The organism is Pseudorhodoferax sp. LjRoot39 (assembly GCF_964253035.1).
Lineage (GTDB): Bacteria > Pseudomonadota > Gammaproteobacteria > Burkholderiales > Burkholderiaceae_C > Pseudorhodoferax.
Genome location: NZ_CAXUQL020000001.1, coordinates 974,372 through 997,385, shown reverse-complemented (window position 1 = coordinate 997,385; position 23,014 = coordinate 974,372). Strand labels below are relative to the sequence as shown.

Genomic DNA, 23,014 nt, shown 5'->3' with positions numbered 1-23,014 from the left:
ATCCGACGGACCTCACACTGATGCTGCGGTCGTAGGTGCTGAACGTGTGCACAGGCGCAGAGAGGCCGCTGGGTCGCTTGGTATCGCTTAGCTGCGCGTACGTTCAACCCAACCACCTCGTGATTAAGACAATGAGTCCGGAAGGTCGTAAACGGCAGCGGAAGGCCGCAAAATTGCCGACATGACGGAAGCGGCGGTCACATCTTGCAGGAATTTCGGCGTGGAGGTTCCTGCCATTCCCAACGTCTTTGACACTGACTCCGGCGCCGAGGTACATGCAGACTTCTTGCTGACGGCCGAAGAAGAGGCTGTTATGCAGCTACGGTTCGAGGTAAAGCGGCTCATCAAGCAAGACCGGGCAAAGTTCCTATGCCCTGAGTGCTTCGTCCCGGTGTCCTTGGTGTCAATGAAGAAGGCCCGGCGCTTCTACTTCCGACACCTTGTCGAAGACGGAAGCTGTAGCGCGATAACCCGTGGCGAGCTGTCGCAGGCCGAAATCAATGCGCGCAAGTACAACGGCGCCAAGGAGAGCTACCTTCACCGCGAAATGAAGAAGTGGGTTGCCGATTCGCTGCACGCAAGCGGCAAATTCGCAGACATCGCTCAGGAAGCTCGCTGGACAGGTCCCATAACCGGGGCTTGGCGCAAGCCCGACGTAAGCGCGATGTACGGAGACTTGAAGATCGCTTTTGAAGTTCAGCTGTCCACGACGTTCTTGGACGTCATCGCCGAGCGTTGGAACTTCTATCAGCAGGAGGGCGGGCTCGTCGTGTGGGTGTTCGCGCGCTTTGACGACGAGCGCCGCCGGTTGACCCAAGACGACCTGTTCTTCATCAACAACCAGAACGCATTGATTGTGTCCAAGGACACTAGAGATGCCTCGGTCGCTGCCAGCGACTTCTTGTTGGACTGCGCTTGGTCTGAGCCCCAGCCTGCGCCCTTTTTGCCGACGGTACGGCGACGACGGGTTTCATTCTTCGAACTGAAGCTCGATACAGAGCTTCAGCAGGCCTATTACATCGATTGTCGGGGTCAAAAGGCCGAGTTCCAGGCCACCCTGGAGGAGGAGCGAAGGCGCTGGCCTGCCTACTTCGAAAGGTGGTGGCTTGAGGTCGCTGACACGGAGCGCACGCAGGAGGACCAAGAGGACAACGTCTGGGAGTTTCCAGAATGTGCCCCGGTGAACTGGGGTGATTGGGGGATGCTCGACGAAAGCTGCCTTGCCACGTACGGCAGAGCGCATGCTCTATACCTGCCCGTAGCCATGCTCAACGTCTTCTACTCTGCCAAGCACGGCCGCCCCATTGGAATTCGCCGGCGCCACTTTATTGAGGTCGCACACTACGTCGTCGAGTCTTACCCGAGATATCTGCGCTGGTTTCGCCGTGCACTTGAGGTGTTCGGCCGCGGCCAACTCCTTGCGGAGCAGGACCAAAGCGGGAAATGGGCGATCAAAGTCAAGCGTTATAAGCAGGCGATGAAGAACCGGGAGGCCCGGTACGAGGTGGACGAAACCCACAGGACGCTATTCGAGTGGCTGTTCCCGGAGCTTGCTCCATTACCGCGGTAAGGCTACGGCTTCATGATCTTTTGTTCGGCAGCGCCAAGGTCTGCCCTTCGCGATGCCGGCTGTGCGAACGTCGAACGACGACATTTCGAATTCTATAAGTGCCGGTATCTGTCCTGGCGATCCTCATTTATTGATTTGACGGCGTTTCAGCGCGCCATCACCCAATCTATTCAGCATCGTTATGAGTTCGTGCAAGCAAGCTCGCAGCTTCAGACGGCGGCACGTTTCAACAGGTCGTTCACATCGATCAACCTTCGGCAAGACGTATGCGTCCGCGCACGGCTTGCCGGGGCGTGCCATTCAACTCCAACGTTTTAGACCTCCAGAACCCACTATGGACGAAGCTTTCCTTGATATCGAGCGCAAAGGCTATGAAGCAGGCGTAAACCCGTTCATGGGTTCACTTAAGCGGACATTTCGATTTCCACCTATTTCGTATTCAAATAAAACTCAACTAAAAGAAAAGTTTCGGGAGCAGATTCGATCGGAACTCAAGACAGCCTTCGTTTTCAACTATCAGGTGACGCTGACCATCACTCTGTACTTGAATCACGAGAAACTTCTAGAGACTCCTGAATACGGTGATCTAGACAATCATGCGAAAGCGATCTGCGACGCCATCAAGGGCCGAGGCGGAATTCTAATTGACGACTGTCAGATACAGAGGCTGGACATATGCTTTATTGACACTCCAAAGGATTCATACTTCGAAATTGAAGCTCGGGCAAGCCCTGACGACTTCTGCTCCGCAGACCTGAAACTCTATGAAATGAAGGATGGTTTGTTCTACCCAATCTCCGATAAAGTTTGGGAGGCCGGCAAGTTCATTGAAGTCGACCCGATCAACAAGTACTTTCAGTTTGCCCTGCTGGCAGCCATGACCGGCACAAAGCGAACGCTCAGACACCGAGCCCGACAAGAGGGCACGCCGCAGTTCAGAGCGTTCCAGTACGGCAGACGAGTCAGCCCTCTTCAGTGGTCTTTCCATCAAACGCGTATCGCGGACGCCGGCTTTCCGATAGTGCGACGTCAAGAATGGGAGGCCGATTACGTCGCTTGGGCGGCGCAACCAAGCAACCTCGAACGAGCAAAATCCATGGAGGAAATGATGAAGACATACTCAGCTGCGCTCAATTTGGCTGGCGGCTTAGGCCCTCGCTGAATCAGTTCATCTTCTCGGGCAGGGCCCTGACGTGCTGCCGTCGGCGCCTTCTCAACTTCAACGTTGAGCGTCCGCTTTCAGGCGTCTCACTGGTCGCTCTTGGCCGATGCGGGTATCGAGGCATGTACCGTTGTTCGCCGGATCGGCTTGGCAATGTGAAGAAGCCCTTTTGCAACACATGACAAAGTGCAAGGCTCAATCGCATCGACAGACAAAGCGCAATCGATTGAATTATTTCATTCGCGCGAGGTCCCGGATGGCGAGCCTCAGCGGTGAACAGGGAGGATCAATGTGCAAGTTGTTGCTTTAACGGCGATGCAACTTCTTGCTTAAAGTCACACAAGCATCGGCAAGCGGACGGACAGCGCCGGCCGTACCAGCTTCCAGGTCTCGATTCGCCGGGCAGGGCATCCTGTTCTGTCGCGCACCTTCCCCACCCGACCACACGAGAGACCGCGAGGACGATTCTCGCGACGGCCGGTTGATGTCCGACCACGCGCAGATCACAGGCCAGCCTATCGCACCAAGGGGCGGCGTCCTACCGCCGTGGGCAAGCGGGTGCCGGAAAGTCGCTGCACCGGGCGCCACACACACCGCTCGGCAGACCAACAACACCGCAACGTCAAACTTCCGAAGGACACATCATGAAAAAGCATCTTCTCTGGATCGCCCTGGCTGGCAGCGTCTTCGCCACGACCGGCGCAAACGCGATGACCAAGGACGAATACAACGTCGCCAAGGAGAAGATCTCGGCCGACTACAAGGTGGCCAAGGCCAAATGCGACACCTTGAAGGACAACGCGAAGGACGTGTGCGAGAAGGAAGCCAAGGGCACGGAGAACGTCGCCAAGGCGGAGCTGGAGCAGAACTACAAGCCTTCCAACGGCAACGCCAAGAAGGTTGCCGAAGCGAAGGCCGAAATGGCCTATGAAGTCGCGAAGGAAAAGTGCGACGACATGAACGGCAATGCCAAGGACGCGTGCGAACAGCAGGCCAAGGCGCAGCATGAAGCGGCGAAGGCCGAAATCAAGCGCATGAAGGGCTGATCGCCATCGGGGGGCTCCACAGCGCGTCTTCCTACACCGGAGCGGGCCCCTCGATCACCCTGCGTCATTTTGAGCGGCGTACCTTGGACACCGAGCATGTCGCTCAGCACACAGGAGACGCAAATGGCGAATCAACCCAACCAGTCCACCAGCGGCACCAACCAAGACCAGTCGGCCCAGCACAACCAGTCGCAGCCGAACCAGGCCGGCCAACCAGGTCAGGGCAGCAAGCCCCAGGGCCAACAGCAGCAAGATGCCGGCAAGCAGTCGGGCCAGCAAGGCCAGAAGGGCCACCCGCCCGGCATGACCCAGGGCGACAACCCGAACCAACAATCCAGCGGCGACAAGTCGAAGTGAGGCACTGAACGATGGGCAACGAAGACATCAACCTTGCACCCAACGCGACTGGCGCCGACCGTATCGACGCCAACTCGGATGAAGCGCTGCGCATCTGGGCCGAACGCCTGAACGTCAGCCAGGACCAGATCCGCGAGGCCGTCGGAAAGGTCGGCGACCGGGCCAGCGATGTGGAGCTGCATCTGAAGGGCAGCCGGAGCACGACCAACGACGACCGCGTGGAAGCGGCAGAGTGATTCGGCCGCCCCCCAAGGAGAACGGGCCCCACGGCCCGTTTTCTGTTGGGTGCTACTTCACGTCTCGGTCCGAATCGCCAGGCACAGCGCGCTCACCGCCAGCGTGTAGGAGCCCACCGCACGATTGTTTGGATTGCAGAAACGATCCTTTGCCCGGCGCCCGGTTTTTCTTTCGGCCAGCCACTTCGACAATCGAGCCATCGATGAGACACACCCCCAACGCCTCATCGAGACGCGGCAGACACGGTGTCTTGTCGCGCCGATTGAGCAAGTCGCATCCATCACCGAAAGGAATTCACCATGAACAAGTTCGTCGCTTCCGCCCTGATCGCAGCTGCCGGTTTCGCCGCTGCTCCCAGCTTTGCCGCTGACTTCGTTGGCGGTGAGGTCGGCTACGTGCCCCAGGTCTCCACCACCGTGAGCGGCCTGACCCGCGAAGCCGTGCGCGCTGAAGTCCTGCAAGCAGAACGCAACGGCACGATGCCCGAACTGGGCGAAGGTGCAGACGTCGGCGCCGTGGCCACCGCCAAGAGCACGCTGAGCCGCGATGCGGTGCGCGCCGAAGCTGTCTACGCCGTGCGCCATGGCCAACTGCCTGGCGGCGAAGTCTGAGTCACCAGCGCCCCCTGAACATGAGCCGCCTTCGGGCGGCTTTGTCGTTTCAGAGCGCCTTTGCGCGCAGCTCAGTTCTGCATGCCCGCCCGCAGCACCGTCGCGCGCATGCGCGGCAGCTCCTCCTCGATGCGCGCCGCCACCGCCTCACCTGGCTCGTAGGCCGGCTGCAGGCCACTGTTCACCAGCCCCTTCTGCAGGTCGGCCGCGGCCGCGGTCTCGGCAATCGCCTTGTGCAGCGCGCTGCGCACCCCGGCCGGCAGCCCGCGCGGCGCCACCACGGCCAGCCAGGAGTCCGCTGCGAAGCCGGGGTAGCCGCTCTCGGCGATGGTCGGCACCTGGGGCAGCTGCGGCGCGCGGCTCTCGCCCAGCACCGCGATGGCCTTGACCTTGCCGGCCCTGAGCTGCGGCAGCGCCGCGGCCACGGTGTCCACGCTCAGGGGGATCTGCCCGCCGATCAGGTCGGTCATGGCCGGCGCGCTGCCCTTGTAGGGGATGTGGGTGAGCTTGACGCCGGCACGCTCCCACAGCATCTCGCCGGCGAAGTGGCCCGTCGTGCCGTTGCCGAAGCTGCCGTAGACGAACTTGTCCGGCGCGGCGCGCACGGCACCCAGCAACTGGCCGAAGTCCTTGGCCGGCACCGAAGGATGGGCCAGCAGGATCAGCGGCACGCGCGCCGTCATGCCCAGCGGCTCGAAGCTCTTGATCGCGTCGTAGGGCAGCTTCTGGTTCAGTGCCGGGTTGATCGTGAAGGTCGAGCCCGAGCTGATCAGCAGCGTGTAGCCGTCGGGCGCGGCGTTGGCGGCCACCACGGCCCCCACCACCGTGCCGGCACCGGCGCGGTTGTCGGCCACCACGGGCTGGCCCAGGCGCTCGCCCAGGCTCTTGGCCACGAGCCGGCCCACCACGTCCACGGCGCCACCCGGCGGGAACGGGATCACGAGCTGGATCGGCCTGGCCGGCCAGGCCTGGGCCCAGCCCAGGGCGGGGGCCGCGAAGGCCGTGGCCAGGGCGACCCTGGCGATGCTTGCGACGAGGTTCTTCATGCTTTCTCCTTGGGGGGCGGGGGTTGAAAAATGGGCAAGGGCGTTGGCGCAGGACGCAGGCATCCAGCGCCGGCCACGCGGGGTCGGCGAACAGGGCGAAGACGGAGTGCGGCCCAGGTCGGGCGCGCGGCTAGAAGGGCGGCGGGGGCTGGGCGCGGCAGTGCATGGCCGGGCCGCTCAGATCGGCAGCTGCGTGGTCGACAGCACCTGCTTGAGCACCATGAACGTGCGCACCTGGCGCACGCCCGGCAGGTACAGCAGCTGCTCGGCGTGCAGGCGGTTGAAGCTGTCGTTGTCCTTGGTGCGCAGCATCATCATGTAGTCGAACTCGCCCGTCACCACATGGCATTCCAGGCAGCCGGAGACCTTCTGCGCGGCCTTCTCGAAGTCGGTGAAGGACTCGGGTGTGGAGCGGTCCAGCACCACGCCGATGATGACCAGCATGCCGGCGTTGAGCGGCCGCGGGTTCAGCAAGGCCACGATGCCCTTGATGAAGCCCTCGGCCTTGAGCCGCTCGACGCGGCGCAGGCAGGCCGGCGCGCTGAGGTTGACCTTGGCCGCCAGCGCCACGTTGGAGACCGAGGCATCGCGCTGCAGCGCGCGCAGGATGGCGCGGTCGATGCGATCGAGTCCGGCCGGCAATGCGTCGGCCTCTGCCGTGCTGCGGCTGCGCGAGCGCTCGGCCTTCATGCCGGTACACCTGCGGCCGCGCGCCGCCGCTCTGCGATGGCCGGGCCCTGCTCGGCCAGGTCCCAGAACAGGCCGGCCATGATCTGCAGCCCTTCGCGCGCCACGCTGCCCAGCAGGTGCTCGTCGGGTGCATGCTGGCTGCAGGCCGGGTAGGAGTGCGGCACCCACAGCGTGGGCAGGCCCAGCAGCTCGGCGAACACGTCGTTGGGCAGCGAGCCGCCGAAGTTGGGCAGCAGCGCCGGCGCCTTGCCGCTGCTGCGGCGCATGGAGTCCAGCGCCCAGTGCACCCAGGGGTCGTCCGGGTCCAGCCGCGTGGCGGCCATGGCCTCGCCATCGGGCTCGACTGCCACATCGTCGAAGCCCTGCTGGTCCAGGTGCGCACGCAGGTGTGCGATGAAGCGCGCGCTGTCGGTGCCGACCACGAAGCGGATCTGGCACAGCGCGAAGGCCTCGCCCGGGATCGCGCCCACGGGGGCCTCGGGGTTGCCGGTCTTGAAGGCCAGCACCTCGATGGTGTTCCAGCCGTAGACGCGCTCGGTCGGCGTCAGGCCGGGCTCGCCCCAGTCGGGGTCGATGGCCGGGTCCGCCGGCCCGCCGCCGACTTCGATGGTCGACAGTGCCTCGCGCACATTGGGCGGCAGCGCGTCGGGCAGCATGCTGCGCACCAGCACGCGGCCGCGCGCATCGACCAGGCTGGCGATGGCATGGGCCAGCCGCGTGCCGGCGTTGCGCAGCAGGCCGCCCCAATTGCCCGAGTGGTGGCCGCCCGGCCGCAGCCGCACGCGCAGGCGGAAGTTGAAGAAGCCGCGCGAGCCCAGGAACAGCGTGGGCCGCGGCGCGGCCACGCGCGGCCCGTCCGAGGCGATGAACAGGTCGGCGGCCAGCGCCTCGCGGTGCAGTGCGCAGAACGCGCCCAGGCCCGGCGAGCCGATCTCCTCCCCCGTCTCCAGCACGAGCTTGAGGTCGTAGCCCAGCCGGCCGCCACGCGCCTGCAGCACCAGCGCCAGCGCCGCGAGGTTGATGCTGTGCTGGCCCTTGTTGTCGGCGCTGCCGCGGCCGTACCAGCGGTCACCCTCCACCGTCACGCGCCAGGGCGACAGGCCCTCGCGCCATTGCGCGTCCTGGCCGCGCACCACGTCGGCATGGCCGTAGCTCAGCACGCCGAAGCTGGCGCCGGGCTCGGTGCGCTCGGCGATCAGGAAGGGGCCGCCGCCGGTCACGGGGTTGTCGAGGATGCGGCAGCGGAACCCCATGGCCTGCAGCTCCGGCGTGATGTCCTCGGCCAGGTAGGCGCGCAGCACCGGTCCACCCTCGGGGTTCTGGCTCTCGGTGCGCTGCGCCACGCGGCGCGACAGGGTGGCCAGGAAGTGCCCCTGGTCGAAGTGGTCGGCCGCGGCGGCGAGGGCTTGTTCTCTGCGCATTCGGGTGTCTCCTGAGGTTGTCGTTGGTGGCGTGGTGGGCTTGGACGAGCGCATGGTAGGCAGCACGCTGACTTGCGAGAAGCAGAAAATTCAGATGCACGGTTTGCCAAAATGGCAAACCGACACCTTCCCGGGACCCTGCCATGGCCTTGTCGCACCGACTCCAGAGCACCGCCCTGCGCTACTTTCTCGAGGTGGTGCGCTGCGGTTCGATCAGCGAGGCCGCCTTGCGCGTCAACGTGGCCGGCTCGGCCGTGAGCCGGCAGATCGCGGGGCTCGAAGAGGCGCTGGGCCTGGCCCTGTTCGAGCGCCGCCCGCGCGGCATGACGCTGAGCCCGGCCGGCGAACTGCTGGCCGAGCATGCGCGCAAGTCCGGGGCCGACGCCGAGCGCATCGTCGCCAGCATGCAGGCGCTGCAGGGCCTGGGCAGCGGCCATGTGCGCATCGCGAGTTCGGAGGGCTTCGCGTTGCAGTTCCTGCCCACGCTGATCGACGAGTTCCTGGCCCGGCACCGCGGCGTCACCGTGCACCTGGGCGTGGTGGCGCCGGCCGAGGTCACGCAGCGCGTGCGCCAGGCGGCCTGCGACATCGGCGTGGTGTTCAGCTACAGCCGCGTGGGCTACACCGACGTGAAGGTCGCGCACCGCCAGCCCGCGCCCGGCATGGCCGTGATGCGCAGCACCCACCCGCTCGCCGAGCGCAAGCAGGTGACGCTGGCGCAGCTGCAGGGCCACCCGATGGCACTGCCGGGCACCGACACCACGCTGCGCCAGCTGTTCGACATCGCCTGCATCAAGCAGCGCGTCTCGGTGGACACGGTGTTCACGAGCAACTACGTGGGCGCGCTGCTGCGCTTCGTGCGGCTGCGCGATGCGGTCACGCTGGCCAGCGAGATCTCGGTGCGCGGCCTGCTGGTCGAGGAAGGCCTTTGCGCCGTACCGATCCACGACCGCACGCTGAGCGGGCGCGACATCGAGGTGCAGATGCTGCCCGAGCGCTCGCACCCAGAACTCGTGCGCGTGTTCCGCGATTTCCTGATCGCGCAGCTGGCCGCACCACGCGGCAGCAGCCGACCTGCGGCCAAGAGAAGGAATGCCAAAGGCTGACATTCTTGGAATGGAATTTTGTTGCGCTGAACGTTGAGACTGCGCATTTCTACGACATGTTCTGACGCCTTGTGAAAATTCCACTGGCCTAGACCGGATTGAATTTGCAACCCTGTTGCGCGGCATGCCTCCTATGCTTTGGGCCATCGACCACCCCGCCCATCAGGAGCCCGCATGAACCTGCAGAAGTTTCCCCGCCATCCGCTGACCTTCGGCCCCACGCCCATCCAGTCGCTCAAGCGCCTGAGCGCCCACCTGGGCGGCGAGGTGCAGCTCTACGCCAAGCGCGAGGACTGCAACAGCGGCCTGGCCTTCGGCGGCAACAAGACGCGCAAGCTCGAGTACCTCATCCCCGAGGCCATCGAGGGTGGCTACGACACGCTGGTGTCCATCGGCGGCATCCAGTCCAACCAGACGCGCCAGGTTGCCGCCGTGGCCGCGCACCTGGGCATGAAGTGCGTGCTGGTGCAGGAGAACTGGGTCAACTACGCCGACGCCGTGTACGACCGCGTGGGCAACATCGAGCTGTCGCGCATCATGGGCGCCGACGTGCGGCTGGATGCCTCCGGCTTCGACATCGGCATCCGCAAGAGCTGGGAAGAGGCCATGGACAGCGTGCGCCGCGCCGGCGGCAAGCCCTTCCCGATCCCGGCCGGCTGCTCCGAGCATCCCAGGGGCGGCCTGGGCTTCGTCGGCTTCGCCGAAGAGGTGCGCCAGCAGGAACAAGAGCTGGGTTTCAAGTTCGACTACATCGTCGTCTGCTCGGTCACGGGCAGCACGCAGGCCGGCATGGTGGTGGGCTTCGCGGCCGACGGCCGGGCCGACCGCGTGATCGGCATCGACGCCTCGGCCAAGCCGCAGCAGACCTTCGACCAGGTGCTGCGCATCGCCAAGAACACCGCGAACCTCGTGGAGCTGGGCCGCGACATCACCGCCAAGGACATCGTGCTCGACACGCGCTTCGGCGGCCCGGAGTACGGCCTGCCCAGCGAAGGCACGCTGGAAGCCATCCGCCTGTGCGCGCGCCAGGAAGGCATGCTGACCGACCCGGTGTACGAGGGCAAGTCCATGCACGGCATGATCGAGATGGTGCGCCAGCGCGAGTTCCCATCCGGCTCGCGCGTGCTGTACGCCCACCTCGGCGGCGTGCCCGCGCTGAGCGCCTACAGCTACCTCTTCCGCAACGGCTGAAGCCATGCGGCGCCCGCCCGCCATGCAATGGATCTGCGCGCGTGGCGTGCTGGCCGCCGCGCAGTCGGCTGCCGCGGCCTTCGAGCGCGAACACGGGCTTGCCGTGGCGCTGCGCGACCTGGACGAAGGCGCGGCGCAGCTGGAGGCCAGCGTGGCCTGCGAGACCCACTGGCGGCGCGGCCTGCGCGCGCGCGTGGACAGCCCGCTGGAATGCTGGATCGCCCGTGTGCCCGGCCCGGTGCTGTGCATCACCGAGGGCGGGCGCGCGCAGGCCGAATCGCTGCGTGCGTTCGTGCCCGCGGGCCGCGCCTACCTGGGGCTGTGGGGCGAGGAGGCGCTGCAGCCCGCAGCCATTGCGCTGGCGGCCTGGCAGCTGGCGCAGTCCGGTACAGGGCGCTGGCTCACGCTGGCCGTGGACTGAGAACGTGTGAACGAACCGCTCACACCCACGCGAGGCCCCCGATGAGCATCCATTTCCCTCATGCTTGCCGCGCCCAGGGCCTCGCCCTTCGGGCCGGGGTGCGCCGGGCCACATGCGGGCGTTGCAGTCCTTGCCCGGGCACAAGCCCGGGCTGCGGCCTGCGCCTACGCCTGCGGCCCGCCGCACCCCGTCGTGGGCGCGATCGGTTCATTCACACGTTCTGAGCGGCCACCGGCCTTTCAGAGCGGAATGTCGCCGGTCGGGCGGCCGAGCCACTTGCTGGAGAGGCGGTCCGCTTCGCCGGACTTGCGGGCCTCGGTCACGATGTCGTTGATCCTGGTGCGCAGCTTGTCCTCGCCCTTCGGGATCCCGATGAAGTTCGGGCTCTGGCTCAGCAGGAGCTTGTATTCGAGCCCGAGCTGCGGCTGCGTCTGCATGAGCCTGGACACCGCCGGCTGGCTGCTGCCGACCGCCGGAACCTGGCCGGAGCCCAGCGCGGCGATGGTCGCTGCATGGTCCTCGAAACGCATCAGCGTGGTGCCCCGGGGCGCGACCTTGGTCAGCTCCTGGTCCTCGATCGTGCCGCGCGTCACGGCCACCGACTTGCCGTCGAGGTCGGCAAAGCTCTTGATCGTGACGGACTTGGGCGCGTAGATGCCGCTGACGAAGGGCGAGTACGCGGCGCTCGTGAAGTCCACGACCTTTTCGCGCTCCGCATTGCGCGCCAGCGTGGAGACCACGATGTCGACCTTGCGGGTCTGCAGGTAGGGCACGCGGTTGGTGCTGGTCACCGGCACCAGCTCGGCGCGCACGCCCAGCTTGGCGGCGATGTAGTTGGCCATGTCCACGTCCAGGCCCTGGGGCTTCATGTCGACGCCGACGAAGCCGTAGGGCGGATAGTCGGTCGGCACCGCGGCGCGGATCACGCCGGCCTTGACGATGTCATCCAGCGCGTTCTGGGCGAGCGCGCCCATGCTGGTCAGAACGCATGCGGCGCAGACGATGGTGCGGCGAAGAAGGGGCATGGCGGAACTCCGGTGCAGTGGGGAAAACGGGGGGTGTTCAGAGGGCGGAGCAGTCGGCCAGCCGCTTGGCGAACAGCTGGCCATAGCCTGGACGCGCGCCGGCGACCTGCAGCGTCTCCAGGCAGTGCCAGAACGAGGCCTGCACCGCCGAGATCACCGGCTTGCCCAAGGCCTGTTCGAGCGCCTCGATCGCCCCGACCGAGCGAAAGTTGGTGCAGCTGATGAAGATGGCGCTGGCCTCGGGATGGTCCACCGCGCGCACCAGGTCGTAGACCTTCTCGAGCGGTACCTCCGCCAGCGCGCGGTCCTCGTCGATGCGCAGGTTGGCATGCTGGACGACCTGGTGGCCGTTCTCTTCCAGGAAGCGGATGGCCTTGGCATGGACGGCATCCACATAGGGCGAAGCCAGTGCCACCTTGCCCGCCCGCACCTCCTTCAAGGCCGCCAGCGTCGCGGTGGACGCGGTGTTGACGCGCACGCCGGGCACCCACTGCTGCATCTTCGCGATGAGGGCGTGGTCGTAGGCCGTGCCATGCAGGAACGATGCGCTCGTTCCCCCGAAGCACATCAGGTCGATCGGTGCGGAGCCGACCAACCGGGCCGACTGGGCCAGTTCCGGGGAGTTCATCATCTCCTCGATGCCCTCCACCGTGACCTTGGGCAGCTTGATCCGTGTGGTGTGCACGGAGACACCCGGCGCTGCCATCGCCGACCACTCGGCATCCATCACGATGCTGGAGGCGATGTAGATCAGGCCGAGCTTGCAGAGGTGGCCTGAGCCGTCGTAGCGGAAGACCGGTTGGACAGGAGTGTGGTGGTGCATAGGTTTCGACAGGCCGAAGGCAGCTCAGTGCTCCTCGATGTTGAGGATCTTCCCGAGTCCCAGGAAGTAGTTGGCGAAGGCCAGCACGCTGGCCGTCACCGCGATGTAGACCACCGACAGCGCCGCCAGCGTCGGGTCGGCGAACTCGCGCACGTAGTTGTACATGGCCACCGGCAGCGTCTGCGTGTCCTGCGTGGTCACGAACAGCGAGGCCGTGAACTCACTGAACGACATGATGGCCGCGAACAGCCAGCCGCCGAACAGCCCGGGCGCCAGCAGCGGCACCGTCACGGTCAGCAGCACCTTGCGCGGCGAGGCGCCCAGGCTGGCCGCGGCCTGCTCCAGACGTTCGTCCAGGTTCTCCATCGACACGTAGACGCTGCGCATCACGAAGGGCAGCACCAGCATCACATGGCACAGGATGGCGATGCCGTAGCCGCGCTGCACCGAGGCCTGCGACACCAGGATCAACAGCCCCAGCCCCAGCGTGAAGTGCGGCACCACCAGCGGTGAATGCAGGATGGCCAGCAGCGTCTCCTTGCCCTTGAACTCCAGCCGCTTCACGGCGATCGACAGGCCCGTGCCGATCACCAGTGCCAGGAACGACGACCAGCCGGTGATGACCAGGCTGGCCTGGAAGCCGTGCTGGAAGTCCGGGTAGCTGAACACCCGCGTGAACCATTTGAGCGAGTACGACTCGGGCGGGAACGTGAGGATGGCCTTCTCGTTGAAGGCGGCGATGGTGACCACCAACACCGGCAGCAGCACGAAGGCCAGCAGCATGGCGATCAGCACGGGGCCGGCGATGCGCAGCGGCAAGGGCAGGGCGCTTTGGATCTTCATGGCGTCAGTGCCCTCCGATGGTCTTCAGCCGCTTGGTCAGCTGCGCCAGCGCCAGCAGCGCGGCGGCGGTCAGCAGCAGGCCCACCACGCTCAGGCTCGCGGCCAGCGGGAAGTTCATGGACGAGAAGCCGAGCTGGTAGACCAGGGTGGACACGGTGGGCACGCGGCCGCCGCCGATCATCTGCGGCGTGGCGAAGGCGCTGAAGGTCCAGGCGAAGGCGGTGGTGATGCTGGCCAGGATGCCGGGCATGGACAGCGGCAGCGTGACCGTCAGGAAGGTCTTGACAGGGCCTGCGCCCAGGCTTTGCGCGGCCTTCTCGTAGTCGCGGTCGATGTGCGAGATGGCCGTGGCCAGCATCAGCACCACCACCGGAATGGTCACGTGCACCAGCGCCACCAGCACGCCCAGGTGCGTGAACATGAGTTCGAGCGGCCACTCGATCACGCCGAGCTGGCGCAGCACGCCGTTGATGAAGCCGTTGCTGCCCAGCACCGCGATCCACGAGTAGGTGCGCACGATCTCGCCCAGGAACAGCGGCGTGATGGACACCACCAGGATGAAGGACTTGAGCGCGCGGTGGCGCACGCGCACCAGCGCATAGGCCAGCGGGTAGGCCACCAGCAGCGAGAACACAGTCGTCTCCACGCTCAGCAGCAAGGTGTTGGCGAACGCGCTGAGGTAGATCGACTTGGTCAGCCCGCTGAAGTTCTCCAGCGTGAAGCCGCCCACGTCCAGCGAACCCGGCACGAAGGCCCGGAAGCTGAACTGCAGCACGGCCAGCAGGGACACGGCGATGCACACCGCAACGATGACGGCCGGGGACACCAGCCAGGCGCGTAGATCGGAACGCATGCCCACCCTTCTCGAAACCCAGTTGCTCGATCTCGTGGGGAGATCAGTTCATGATGTTTTCGGTGAACCACTTGCGCCACTCCGCGGTCTTCTCTGCGCGCAGCTTGTTGTCGATCACGATGGTCTGCGTGTCCCACTGTTCCTTGGTCGTGAACACGCCGGGCAGCTTGGCGTCCTCGGCCGACACCTTGGCGTTGCTGACGACCGGGCTGGCCTTCTTCGACGCGACGATCTTCGACTGCACGTCGGCCGACAGCGCGATGTTCAGGAACTTGTAGGCCAGGTCGGCCTTGGTCGTACCCTTCATGATGGCCATGGTGTCCACGCCCAGCACGGCGCCTTCCTTGGGCATCACGACCTTGATCGGCACGCCCTGGCTGGCCATGTGGTACGCGTTCATCGACAGGATCACCTCCACCGGCGTCTCGCCCGTGGCGATCAGCTGCTGCGCGTTGGCATCGTTGGTGTAGAAGGCCTTGAAGTTGGGCTTGAGCGCCTTGAGCTTGTCCTGGCCCTTCTCCCAGCTCGCGGCATCGCCGCCCGACAGCATGGCCGACACCGCGATGATGTGGCTGGGGTCGAAGTCGGGCGCGCTGAGCTTGCCCTTGAGCGCCGGGTTCCACAGGTCGTTCCAGCTCTCCAGCTTGATGCTCGCGGGCACCAGGTCCGGGCGGTAGCCGATGGAGTAGACGTAGGCCCAGCTGCCGATGTGGAACGGGCTGATCTTGGCGCGCTCCACCAGGTGGGCGTAGTTCGGGATCTTGGCCGTGTCGATCTGCTCGAACAGATTGCTGCTCACGTAGAGCCAGCCGACGTGCGAGGTCGTGAAGGTGATGTCGCTCTCGGGCTTGGAGGCCAGCTTGGCCTTGTTCAGGCGGTCGATGGTGCCGCCCGTCACGTACTTCACGGGCACGCCGGTCTGGCGGGTGAATTCCTTGCCGATGTTCTCGTCGATGAGGTCGCGGAAGCTGCCGCCCCAGGTGCTCACCACGAGCGCGTTGTCCTGTGCCCAGGCGGTGGTGCCACCCAGCGTGGCCGAGAGCGCACACAGAGTCAGAAGCTTGCGAATCATGGATTGACCTCAATCGAAAAAGTTGAACATCTGCCGGTACTGGAATGCCTGGGGACCGCAACGGTCCCCGCATCACGGACCGGATCATGGGAATGCCGGCGCGTGCGGCCAAGTCGCCTTTTACGTAGAGGTGCCTCAAATTTTCCGAGGGGGAGGCGCGCGCACCGCTCGGAAATTCCTAAACGGGCGGCCGGAAAAAACAAATGGCGCCGTGGGCAGGCAGCGATGACCATGTCGTTCCCGACGTCATCGGCGTCTTCCGTCACCAGCCCTGCAGCCGACCATGAAGCACACCCGCATCCGCCCGTTCAACACCAAGCTCACCTACCCCGAGCAGAAGCTGGACAACGACCTCTGCCAGGCCGTCGTCGCGCGGGGCGCCACCGTGTTCCTGCGCGGGCAGATCGGCCAGAACCTGGACACCTCCGAGAGCGTGTGCATCGGCGATGTGGCCGGGCAGGCCGAGCAGGCCATGGCCAACATCGCCATGCTGCTCAAGGAGGCCGGCGGCGAGCTGCAGGACATCTGCAAGATCACCATCTACCTCATCGACCCGCGCTACCGCGAAGCCGTCTACCTCGTGGTCGGCCGCTGGCTCAAGGGCGTGTTCCCGGTGTCCACCGGCATCGTGGTCTCGGCCCTGGCCAGGCCCGAGTGGCTGGTGGAGATCGACGCCACCGCCGTCATTCCTGATTGAGCGCCATGACCTTCTCCATCGTCGCGCGCTGCCCCGCCACCGGCCAGTTCGGTGCTGCCGTGGCCTCGTCCTCGCCCGCCGTGGCGGCCCGCTGCGTGCGCGGCCGCAAGGGCGTGGGCGCGGCCGCCAGCCAGAACATCACCGACCCCGACCTCGGCCCGCTGCTGCTCGACCTCATGGCCACCGGCAAGACACCCGAACAGGCCGTGGCCGAGCTGCAGCAGCGCCCCTTCATCGACTACCGCCAACTCATGGCCATCGATGCGCACAACCCGCCGGTGGTGTTCACCGGCGCCAACGCGCTGGGCACGCTGGCCAGTGCGGTCGGCACGCACGCCGCCTGCGCCGGCAACATGCTGCGCGACCGGGGCGTGCCCGCGGCCATGCTGGCGGCCTTCGAGCAGTCCAGTGGCGCGCTGGCCGAGCGCCTGATGCAGGCCATGCTGGCCGGCCAGGCGGCCGGTGGCGAGGAAGGGCCCGTGCATTCGGCCGGCCTGCTGGTCTACGGCGCGCAGAGCTGGCCCGTCGTCGACCTGCGGCTGGACTGGGTCGAAGCCGACCCGGTGCAGGCGCTGTACGCCACCTGGAAGCTCTACGAACCGCAGATGCAGGCCTACATCACACGTGCGCTGGACCCGCGCGCAGCACCCAGCTTCGGCGTGCCGGGAGACCTCTGAGAAGCGCGTCGCTACACTGGCCCGTTGCCATCCCGCGGCGTCCCGACGCGCCTTTCTGTACCGACATGCTCAACCGCGTTTCCCTGCGCCAGATGGAGTACTTCGTCGCGACGGCCAAGCACGGCAGCATCGCCGCGGCCTCCGCGCAGATCCACATCTCCTCGCCCTCCATCTCCGCAGCCATCGCCCACATCGAGAGCGAACTCAGCGTGCAGCTGTTCGTGCGCCATCCCTCCAAGGGGCTGGGGCTGACGGCCATCGGCACCCTGGTGCTGAACCAGTGCCAGGACGTGCTCGAACGCTCCTCGCGCCTGTACGAGATCGCGTCGGACGCCGGCGACGTGATGCAGGGCGCGCTGCGCGTGGGCAGCTTCCAGTCGCTGACGGCCATGATCGCGCCGGAGGTGATCTTCGGCTTCGCGCGCGCGTTCGAGAAGGTCGAGATGCAGATGGTCGAGGGCGACCAGGAAGTCCTCATGCACAAGCTGCGCGCGCTCGAGATCGACCTGGCCCTGACCTACGACCTGCGGCTGGACGACGACATCGCCTTCGAGAGCCTGGCCACGCTGCCGCCCTACGTGCTCGTGAGCGAGTTGCATCCGCTGGCGCAGCAGAAGGCCGTCACCTTCGAGGAACTCGCGCCGCAGCCCTTCGTGCTGCTGGACCTGCCCATGAGCCGGGACTACTTCACCTCGCTGTTCGCCAGCGCCGGCGTGACGCCCAACATCGTGGCGCGCTCGCGCTCGGAAGAGGTGGTGCGCTCCATGGCGGCCAACGGCATCGGCTATGCGCTGTTCAACGTGCGGCCCAAGTCCAACCTGTCGCTGGACGGCAAGCGCCTGGTGCGCCTGCGCCTGGCCGGCAAGCACCGGCCCATGCTGCTGGGGCTGGCGACCTACAAGCCCGTGAAACAGTCCCGGCTGACCCAGGCCTTCATGGACCGCTGCCGCGCCTACATCTCCGACCAGTACATCCCGGGCATGAGCGCGGCCAGCTTCTTCGACCCCCATCTGGTAGCGCCAGCGGCGCAACTGCCATGACCTCTGCCGCCTCTGCCAGCGTCGCCCTGCTGGAGACCTTGATCGCCTTTCCCTCGGTCTCGCTGCAGCCCAACGACGGGCTCATCGCCACGGTGCAGGACATCCTGGCCACGGCCGGCATCGCCTCCACGCGCGCGCCGGATCCCGAGGACCCGCGCCGCACCAACCTGTTCGCCTCGGTCGGCCCCGAGGGCGTGCCGGGCGTGCTGCTGTCCGGCCACACCGACGTGGTGCCCGTGGAAGGCCAGCCCTGGACCTCGCCGCCCTTCGAGGCCACGCACCGGGACGGCCGCATCTACGGGCGCGGCACGGCCGACATGAAGGGCTTCGTCGCCTGCGCGGTCATGGCGATGGTGGCGGCGGCCGGCCGGCCTCTGCAACGCCCGCTGCAGCTGGCCCTGTCCTTCGACGAGGAGATCGGCTGCGTCGGCGTGCGCCACCTGCTGCGCCGGCTCGAAGGCCATCTGCCCGCGCCCACGCTGTGCATCGTCGGCGAGCCCACGCTGATGCGCATCGGCACCGGCCACAAGGGCAAGGCCGCCTACCGCGCGGTCTGCTGCGGCCAGGCCGGCCATTCGGGCCTGGCGCCGCAGTTCGTCAACGCCATCCACATGGCCAGCGACATCGTGGCCTCGGCGCGCGAGGTCCAGCGCGAACTGGCCGCGACCGGCCCGCGCGAGGAGGGCTACGGCGTGCCGTACTCCACCGTGCACGTGGGCACCATCCAGGGCGGCCGTGCGCTGAACATCGTGCCCAGCGAATGCGAGCTCAGCTTCGAGATCCGCAACGTGGCGCAGGACCAGCCCGCGCAGATCCTCGAGCGCATCCTGCAGAACCTGGCCGCGCGCGTGCAGCGCGAGGCCCAGCACGCCGACGCGCCGCTGCCCGAGGTCACGCTGCGCAACAGCTACCCCAGCCTGGCCACGCCGGAGGACGCGCCGGCCGTCGGCCTGCTGCGCGCGCTGCTGCCCGCCGGCACGCCCACCACCCGGGTCGACTACGGCAGCGAGGGCGGCCTGTTCCAGCAGAGCTGGCAGCAGACGACCGTGCTGGTCTGCGGCCCCGGCAGCATCACGGTGGCGCACAAGGCCGACGAGTATGTCGAGCTGTCGCAGCTGCAGGCCTGCGACCGCATGCTGGCCGGCCTCGTCGATCACCTCTGCCTCTGATCAACCGAGCCGCAGAATGCTGCGGTCCACGGCGCGGATGTCGGTGCGGCCGCAGAAGGCCATCGACAGATCGAGTTCGGTGTGGAGGATCTCCAGCGCCTTGGCGACGCCGGCCTCGCCCAGCGCGCCCAGCCCGTACAGCATGGCGCGGCCGATGTAGGTGCCGCGTGCGCCGAGCGCAATGGCCTTGAGCACGTCCTGGCCCGAGCGGATGCCGCCGTCCATGTGCACCTCCACCTGTGCGCCGACCGCCTCGACGATGTGCGGCAGCATGGCGATGGACGAGGCCGCCCCGTCGAGCTGGCGTCCGCCGTGGTTGGAGACCACGATGGCGTCGGCACCGGCGGCCACGGCCAGCCGCGCGTCCTCGGGCTCCTGGATGCCCTTGACGATGAGCTTGCCGCCCCAGCGCTGCTTGATCCATTCCACGTCCTGCCACGACAGCCGCGGATCGAACTGCTCGCGCGTCCACTCCACCAGCGAGCCGATGTTCTCCACGCCCTTGGCGTGGCCGACGATGTTGCCGAAGTGGCGGTGCCGCGTGCCCAGCATGTTCCAGCACCAGCGTGGCTTGCCGGCCAGGTCGACGAGGTTGCGCAGCGTCGGCCTGGGTGGCGTGGACAGGCCGTTCTTCTTGTCCTTGTGGCGTTGGCCGAAGACCTGCAGGTCCATGGTCACGACGAGGGCCGAGCAGCCGGCGGCGCGCGCCCGGTCGATCAGGCCTTCGACGAAGCTGCGGTCGCGCAGCACGTAGAGCTGGAACCAGAACGGGTGGCGCCCCGTGGCCTCGGCCACGGCCTCGATCGGGCAGATGCTCATGGTCGACAGCGTGAACGGGATGCCGAAGCGCTGTGCCGCGCGCGCGGCCAGGATCTCGCCGTCGGCATGCTGCATGCCCGTGAGCCCGGTCGGTGCAATGGCCACCGGCATGCGCACCGGCTGGCCCACCATGGTGCTGGCGGTGCTCCGCTCGGTGATGTCGACGGCCACGCGCTGGCGGAACTCGATGCTGCGCAGGTCTGCCTCGTTCTTGCGGTAGGTGTATTCGGTCCACGAACCGGTGTCCACGTAGTCGTAGAACATGCGCGGCACGCGCTTCCTGGCCAGGACGCGCAGGTCCTCGATGCAGGTGATCTCGGGCATGGGCTCGCTCTCCTGGAAACAATCAAAAGGGCCGCCGGATCGTCGCGATCCGGCAGCCCCTGCCGCATGCCTGCGGCGCGATCAGCGCTTCTCGTAGGACAGATAGCCCTGCTGCAGAAGAATGTGGTCGGCGATGTACTTGGCGTCGTGCCAGACGCCGTAGATGAACGACGAGGCGCGGTTCACGAGGTTCGGCAGCCCCAGGAAGTAGATGCCGCTTTCCGCCGAGATGCCGCGCTTGTGGTACGGCTCGCCGTTCTCGTGGAAGGCATTGACCTTGAGCCAGCTGAAGTCGAACTGGAAGCCCGTGGCCCACAGCACCGTGGTGATGCCGGCCTGCTGCAGGTCCAGGCTCAGGATGGGCTCGGTCAGGCAGGGCGGGTCGGCCAGCAGCTCCCAGGCTTCGGGCTCGGGCGGCAGCGGCAGGCCGTTCTCGGCGATGTAGGCGTCGGCGTCGCGCAGCACGTCGAAGTAGGCCTGGTCGCCCTCGGCCACGTTTTTCGCCAGGCCTTCTGCGAAACGCATCACGCCGTTCTCGTACGACTGGGTCAGGCCCACCAGGTCGATGCCGGCATGCGCCAGGCGCCGGAAGTCCACCGTCCGGCCGCCCTCGTAGCCGCTCACGGCGAAGGCGACGTGCTTCTTCTTGGGCTTGGTGCGCACCTCGTCCCACAGACCCAGCGCGCCCAGCCACCAGCAGTAGTCGCGGCCGCGGTAGGAGCGCGGCGGGCGGTAGTGCTCGCCCACCGACAGGTAGACCTTGCGGCCGGCCTGGCGCAGCTCCTCGGCGATCTGCGAGCCCGAGGCGCCGGCGCCCACGACCAGCACCGCGCCGTCGGCCAGCTGGCCGGGGTTCTTGTAGGCCGAGGAATGCAGCTGCGCGACGGGCGCGTCGGCCGGCACGATGGCGGGATAGGACGGCACCTGGAACGGGCCGGTGGCGGCCACCACGTTCATGGCCTCGATCACGCCCTCGGACGTCGTCACCTTGAAGCCCGGGCGGCCGCTGTGGCGCTCGACCTGCAACACCTCCACGCCGGTGCGCACGGGTGCCTTGAGCATGGCCGCGTAGTCCTCGAAGTACTGGGCCATGCGCTCCTTGGGCGGAAAGGCCTCGGGCGACACGCCCTCGAACTTCAGGCCCGGAAAACGGTCGTGCCAGGCCGGGCCGTTGGCCACCAGCGAATCCCAGCGCTCCGAGCGCCAGCGCTCCGCGATGCGCTGGCGCTCCAGCACCAGGTGCGGCACGCCCATGGCGGCCAGGTGCTCGCTCATCGCGATGCCGGCCTGGCCTGCGCCGACCACCAGGGTGTTGATTTTCTCCACTGACTCCACTGACATTTGGTATTCCTCAGAAGCATCGACGCTGGTGGTTTCGGCCGGGCAAGCCGGCGCTGCCAGGCACCGATGGGGGCCGAGTCTGATGAAGCAGGCCGCGTTTGAGAACCACGTTTTTCAGACGCAAGGCTTAGGAAAAAGCGAAGCGGCGCCGCCTGCATCCGGGGGCGCACCGCGGCCTGGGGAGAAGGCCGCTGTTTCGTTTTTTCCGAGGGGCGGCCTCAATTTCTGCAAAGACCCGCAGGCGGCCGATTGGCTTATCGTCCCCGGCATGCATCCAGTCCCATCCGAGCCCGGCCCGGCCGCGGCCGACACGGCCGTCAGCCTCGAAGGCGTGGTCAAGAAGTACCGCGACCAGACCGTGCTGCACGAGGTCTCGCTGAAGATCCGGCGCGGCGAGTTCCTGACCCTGCTGGGCCCGTCCGGCTGTGGCAAGACCACGCTGCTGAACCTGATCGCCGGCTTCGCCGAGGCCGACCGCGGCGAGGTCTTCATCGACGGCCGGCCCGTGACCAGCGAGCCGCCGCACAAGCGCCGGATCGGCCTGGTGTTCCAGAACTACGCGCTGTTCCCGCACATGACGGTGGAGCGCAACATCGGCTACGGCCTGCGCATGCAGGGCGTGCCCCAGGACGAGGCGGCCCGGCGCGTGCACGACGCCATGGCCATGGTCAAGCTCGACGGCCTGGGCCACCGCAAGCCGCGTGAACTCTCGGGCGGCCAGCAGCAGCGCGTGGCACTGGCCCGCGCGCTCGTGATCCAGCCCAAGGTGCTGCTGCTCGACGAGCCCTTCTCGGCCCTGGACAAGAGCCTGCGCGGCTCCATGCAGGTGGAGATCCGCGAGATCCAGCGCCGCCTGGGCCTGACCACGGTGTTCGTCACGCACGACCAGGGTGAGGCGCTGGCCATGTCCGACCGCATCGCGGTGATGTCGGGCGGCGTGATCCGCCAGATCGCGCCACCGGCCGAGCTCTACCAGAACCCGCAGGACCCCTTCGTCGCGTCCTTCCTGGGCGACGTGAACATCCTGCCGGCGCACTACCACGGCCAGAGCGCGGGCGATGTGCAACTGCGCCTGGGCTCGGGCCTGATCCGCCTGTCGCAGGACCGGCTGGTGGACGCCTCGCACGAGGGCGAGCGGCTGGACGTCTACGTGCGGCCCGAGCACCTGCGCATGGAGAACCTGCACCCCGCCTCGGTGCTGAGCGGCACCGTGGTCCACCACGTGTTCCAGGGCGACCACATCAACACCTTCGTCGATGTGGACCTGCCGATGACCGCGCGCCAGATCATCACCGTGCGCAGCCCGGGCCTGGCGGCCATGCAGCAGTGGCCGGTGGGTTCGGTGGCCGGCCTGGCACTGGCCCACGAAGGCGTGAGCGTCTTCAGTCCGCGGGCATGAGCACCGCCGGGCCGCCCCAAGGTGCTCAGCACCGCAGCGCGCAGCGCGAAGGTACTCCAATGAGCGCCGCCCGG

Annotated in this window: 24 protein-coding genes; 14 read left to right on the top strand and 10 right to left on the bottom strand. The window is 66.8% G+C overall.

Translation table 11 applies throughout. The features are described 5' to 3' along the window. The first annotated feature begins 181 nt into the window (after positions 1 to 181). From ACSQ4M_RS04730 to ACSQ4M_RS04705, 6 genes are all read left to right on the top strand, one after another. Complete coding sequence (locus tag ACSQ4M_RS04730) at positions 182 to 1,570, top strand: DUF6035 family protein (RefSeq protein WP_436188450.1); 1,389 nt, start codon at positions 182 to 184, stop codon at positions 1,568 to 1,570. Positions 1,571 to 1,904: 334 nt separating this feature from the next. Further along, complete coding sequence (locus tag ACSQ4M_RS04725; protein WP_436188449.1) at positions 1,905 to 2,732, top strand: RusA family crossover junction endodeoxyribonuclease; 828 nt, start codon at positions 1,905 to 1,907, stop codon at positions 2,730 to 2,732. 644 nt (positions 2,733 to 3,376) lie between these two features. After that, complete coding sequence (locus tag ACSQ4M_RS04720; protein ID WP_436188448.1) at positions 3,377 to 3,778, top strand: hypothetical protein; 402 nt, start codon at positions 3,377 to 3,379, stop codon at positions 3,776 to 3,778. Positions 3,779 to 3,901: 123 nt separating this feature from the next. Further along, positions 3,902 to 4,135 carry a hypothetical protein gene (locus ACSQ4M_RS04715; RefSeq protein WP_436188447.1) on the top strand — a complete coding sequence of 78 codons (234 nt, stop codon included), beginning with the start codon at positions 3,902 to 3,904 and terminating at the stop codon, positions 4,133 to 4,135. An 11-nt stretch (positions 4,136 to 4,146) separates the two neighbouring features. Beyond that, positions 4,147 to 4,371: a DUF3606 domain-containing protein gene (locus ACSQ4M_RS04710; RefSeq protein ID WP_436188446.1), complete on the top strand. Its 225-nt coding sequence runs from the start codon at positions 4,147 to 4,149 to the stop codon at positions 4,369 to 4,371. Between the two features lie 300 nt (positions 4,372 to 4,671). Then, positions 4,672 to 4,983 carry a DUF4148 domain-containing protein gene (locus ACSQ4M_RS04705; RefSeq protein ID WP_436188445.1) on the top strand — a complete coding sequence of 104 codons (312 nt, stop codon included), beginning with the start codon at positions 4,672 to 4,674 and terminating at the stop codon, positions 4,981 to 4,983. A gap of 71 nt (positions 4,984 to 5,054) precedes the next feature. On the opposite strand, the gene ACSQ4M_RS04700 is transcribed toward ACSQ4M_RS04705, so the two are convergent. The 3 genes from ACSQ4M_RS04700 to ACSQ4M_RS04690 all read right to left on the bottom strand — a co-directional run bounded on the left by ACSQ4M_RS04700 (position 5,055) and on the right by ACSQ4M_RS04690 (position 8,140). Next, on the bottom strand, positions 5,055 to 6,029 hold the full coding sequence (locus tag ACSQ4M_RS04700; RefSeq protein WP_436188444.1) for a Bug family tripartite tricarboxylate transporter substrate binding protein: 975 nt from the start codon (positions 6,027 to 6,029) through the stop codon (positions 5,055 to 5,057). A gap of 177 nt (positions 6,030 to 6,206) precedes the next feature. Then, positions 6,207 to 6,719 (bottom strand): Lrp/AsnC family transcriptional regulator, encoded by a 513-nt coding sequence (locus tag ACSQ4M_RS04695; protein WP_436188443.1) that lies wholly within the window; start codon positions 6,717 to 6,719, stop codon positions 6,207 to 6,209. Next, complete coding sequence (locus ACSQ4M_RS04690) at positions 6,716 to 8,140, bottom strand: M20 family metallopeptidase (RefSeq protein WP_436188442.1); 1,425 nt, start codon at positions 8,138 to 8,140, stop codon at positions 6,716 to 6,718. The genes ACSQ4M_RS04695 and ACSQ4M_RS04690 overlap by 4 nt, the downstream gene beginning before the upstream one ends. 143 nt (positions 8,141 to 8,283) lie before the next feature. Here ACSQ4M_RS04690 and ACSQ4M_RS04685 point away from each other — a divergent pair, with 143 nt between their 5' ends. The 3 genes from ACSQ4M_RS04685 to ACSQ4M_RS04675 all read left to right on the top strand — a co-directional run bounded on the left by ACSQ4M_RS04685 (position 8,284) and on the right by ACSQ4M_RS04675 (position 10,858). Continuing rightward, positions 8,284 to 9,246 carry a LysR family transcriptional regulator gene (locus ACSQ4M_RS04685; RefSeq protein ID WP_436188441.1) on the top strand — a complete coding sequence of 321 codons (963 nt, stop codon included), beginning with the start codon at positions 8,284 to 8,286 and terminating at the stop codon, positions 9,244 to 9,246. Positions 9,247 to 9,420: 174 nt separating this feature from the next. Beyond that, positions 9,421 to 10,437, top strand: coding sequence for a 1-aminocyclopropane-1-carboxylate deaminase (locus tag ACSQ4M_RS04680; RefSeq protein WP_436188440.1), 1,017 nt, complete (start codon positions 9,421 to 9,423; stop codon positions 10,435 to 10,437). A gap of 4 nt (positions 10,438 to 10,441) precedes the next feature. Beyond that, on the top strand, positions 10,442 to 10,858 hold the full coding sequence (locus ACSQ4M_RS04675; RefSeq protein ID WP_436188439.1) for a hypothetical protein: 417 nt from the start codon (positions 10,442 to 10,444) through the stop codon (positions 10,856 to 10,858). Positions 10,859 to 11,097: 239 nt separating this feature from the next. Here the strand turns inward: ACSQ4M_RS04675 and ACSQ4M_RS04670 are convergent, their stop codons facing one another. The 5 genes from ACSQ4M_RS04670 to ACSQ4M_RS04650 are packed head-to-tail and all read right to left on the bottom strand — an operon-like array spanning position 11,098 to position 15,474. Then, positions 11,098 to 11,883 (bottom strand): transporter substrate-binding domain-containing protein, encoded by a 786-nt coding sequence (locus ACSQ4M_RS04670; RefSeq protein WP_436188438.1) that lies wholly within the window; start codon positions 11,881 to 11,883, stop codon positions 11,098 to 11,100. A gap of 37 nt (positions 11,884 to 11,920) precedes the next feature. Beyond that, positions 11,921 to 12,706, bottom strand: a complete 786-nt coding sequence (locus ACSQ4M_RS04665) for a maleate cis-trans isomerase family protein (protein ID WP_436188437.1) — start codon at positions 12,704 to 12,706, stop codon at positions 11,921 to 11,923. A 24-nt stretch (positions 12,707 to 12,730) separates the two neighbouring features. Beyond that, the gene (locus ACSQ4M_RS04660; protein WP_436188436.1) at positions 12,731 to 13,549 is read right to left on the bottom strand and encodes an ABC transporter permease; all 819 of its coding nucleotides are present in this window, start codon (positions 13,547 to 13,549) and stop codon (positions 12,731 to 12,733) included. 4 nt (positions 13,550 to 13,553) lie between these two features. Beyond that, on the bottom strand, positions 13,554 to 14,402 hold the full coding sequence (locus tag ACSQ4M_RS04655; RefSeq protein WP_436188435.1) for an ABC transporter permease: 849 nt from the start codon (positions 14,400 to 14,402) through the stop codon (positions 13,554 to 13,556). A gap of 43 nt (positions 14,403 to 14,445) precedes the next feature. Next, positions 14,446 to 15,474 (bottom strand): ABC transporter substrate-binding protein, encoded by a 1,029-nt coding sequence (locus tag ACSQ4M_RS04650; protein ID WP_436188434.1) that lies wholly within the window; start codon positions 15,472 to 15,474, stop codon positions 14,446 to 14,448. Positions 15,475 to 15,757: 283 nt separating this feature from the next. On the opposite strand from ACSQ4M_RS04650, the gene ACSQ4M_RS04645 reads away from it, so the two are divergent. From ACSQ4M_RS04645 to argE, 4 genes are all read left to right on the top strand, one after another. Further along, positions 15,758 to 16,171, top strand: coding sequence for a RidA family protein (locus ACSQ4M_RS04645; protein WP_436188433.1), 414 nt, complete (start codon positions 15,758 to 15,760; stop codon positions 16,169 to 16,171). A gap of 5 nt (positions 16,172 to 16,176) precedes the next feature. Continuing rightward, the gene (locus ACSQ4M_RS04640; protein ID WP_436188432.1) at positions 16,177 to 16,848 is read left to right on the top strand and encodes a DUF1028 domain-containing protein; all 672 of its coding nucleotides are present in this window, start codon (positions 16,177 to 16,179) and stop codon (positions 16,846 to 16,848) included. Between the two features lie 65 nt (positions 16,849 to 16,913). After that, the gene (locus ACSQ4M_RS04635; protein WP_436188431.1) at positions 16,914 to 17,888 is read left to right on the top strand and encodes a LysR substrate-binding domain-containing protein; all 975 of its coding nucleotides are present in this window, start codon (positions 16,914 to 16,916) and stop codon (positions 17,886 to 17,888) included. After that, complete coding sequence (gene argE, locus ACSQ4M_RS04630) at positions 17,885 to 19,057, top strand: acetylornithine deacetylase (protein ID WP_436188430.1); 1,173 nt, start codon at positions 17,885 to 17,887, stop codon at positions 19,055 to 19,057. Before ACSQ4M_RS04635 ends, argE begins: the two co-directional genes overlap by 4 nt. Here argE and ACSQ4M_RS04625 read toward each other — a convergent pair whose 3' ends face one another. Both ACSQ4M_RS04625 and ACSQ4M_RS04620 read right to left on the bottom strand, forming a co-directional pair. Then, positions 19,058 to 20,200 (bottom strand): alpha-hydroxy acid oxidase, encoded by a 1,143-nt coding sequence (locus ACSQ4M_RS04625; protein ID WP_436188429.1) that lies wholly within the window; start codon positions 20,198 to 20,200, stop codon positions 19,058 to 19,060. A gap of 81 nt (positions 20,201 to 20,281) precedes the next feature. Next, positions 20,282 to 21,541 (bottom strand): flavin-containing monooxygenase, encoded by a 1,260-nt coding sequence (locus ACSQ4M_RS04620; protein WP_436188428.1) that lies wholly within the window; start codon positions 21,539 to 21,541, stop codon positions 20,282 to 20,284. Positions 21,542 to 21,809: 268 nt separating this feature from the next. Here ACSQ4M_RS04620 and ACSQ4M_RS04615 point away from each other — a divergent pair, with 268 nt between their 5' ends. After that, the gene (locus tag ACSQ4M_RS04615; RefSeq protein ID WP_436188427.1) at positions 21,810 to 22,940 is read left to right on the top strand and encodes an ABC transporter ATP-binding protein; all 1,131 of its coding nucleotides are present in this window, start codon (positions 21,810 to 21,812) and stop codon (positions 22,938 to 22,940) included. The last annotated feature ends 74 nt before the right edge of the window (positions 22,941 to 23,014 follow it).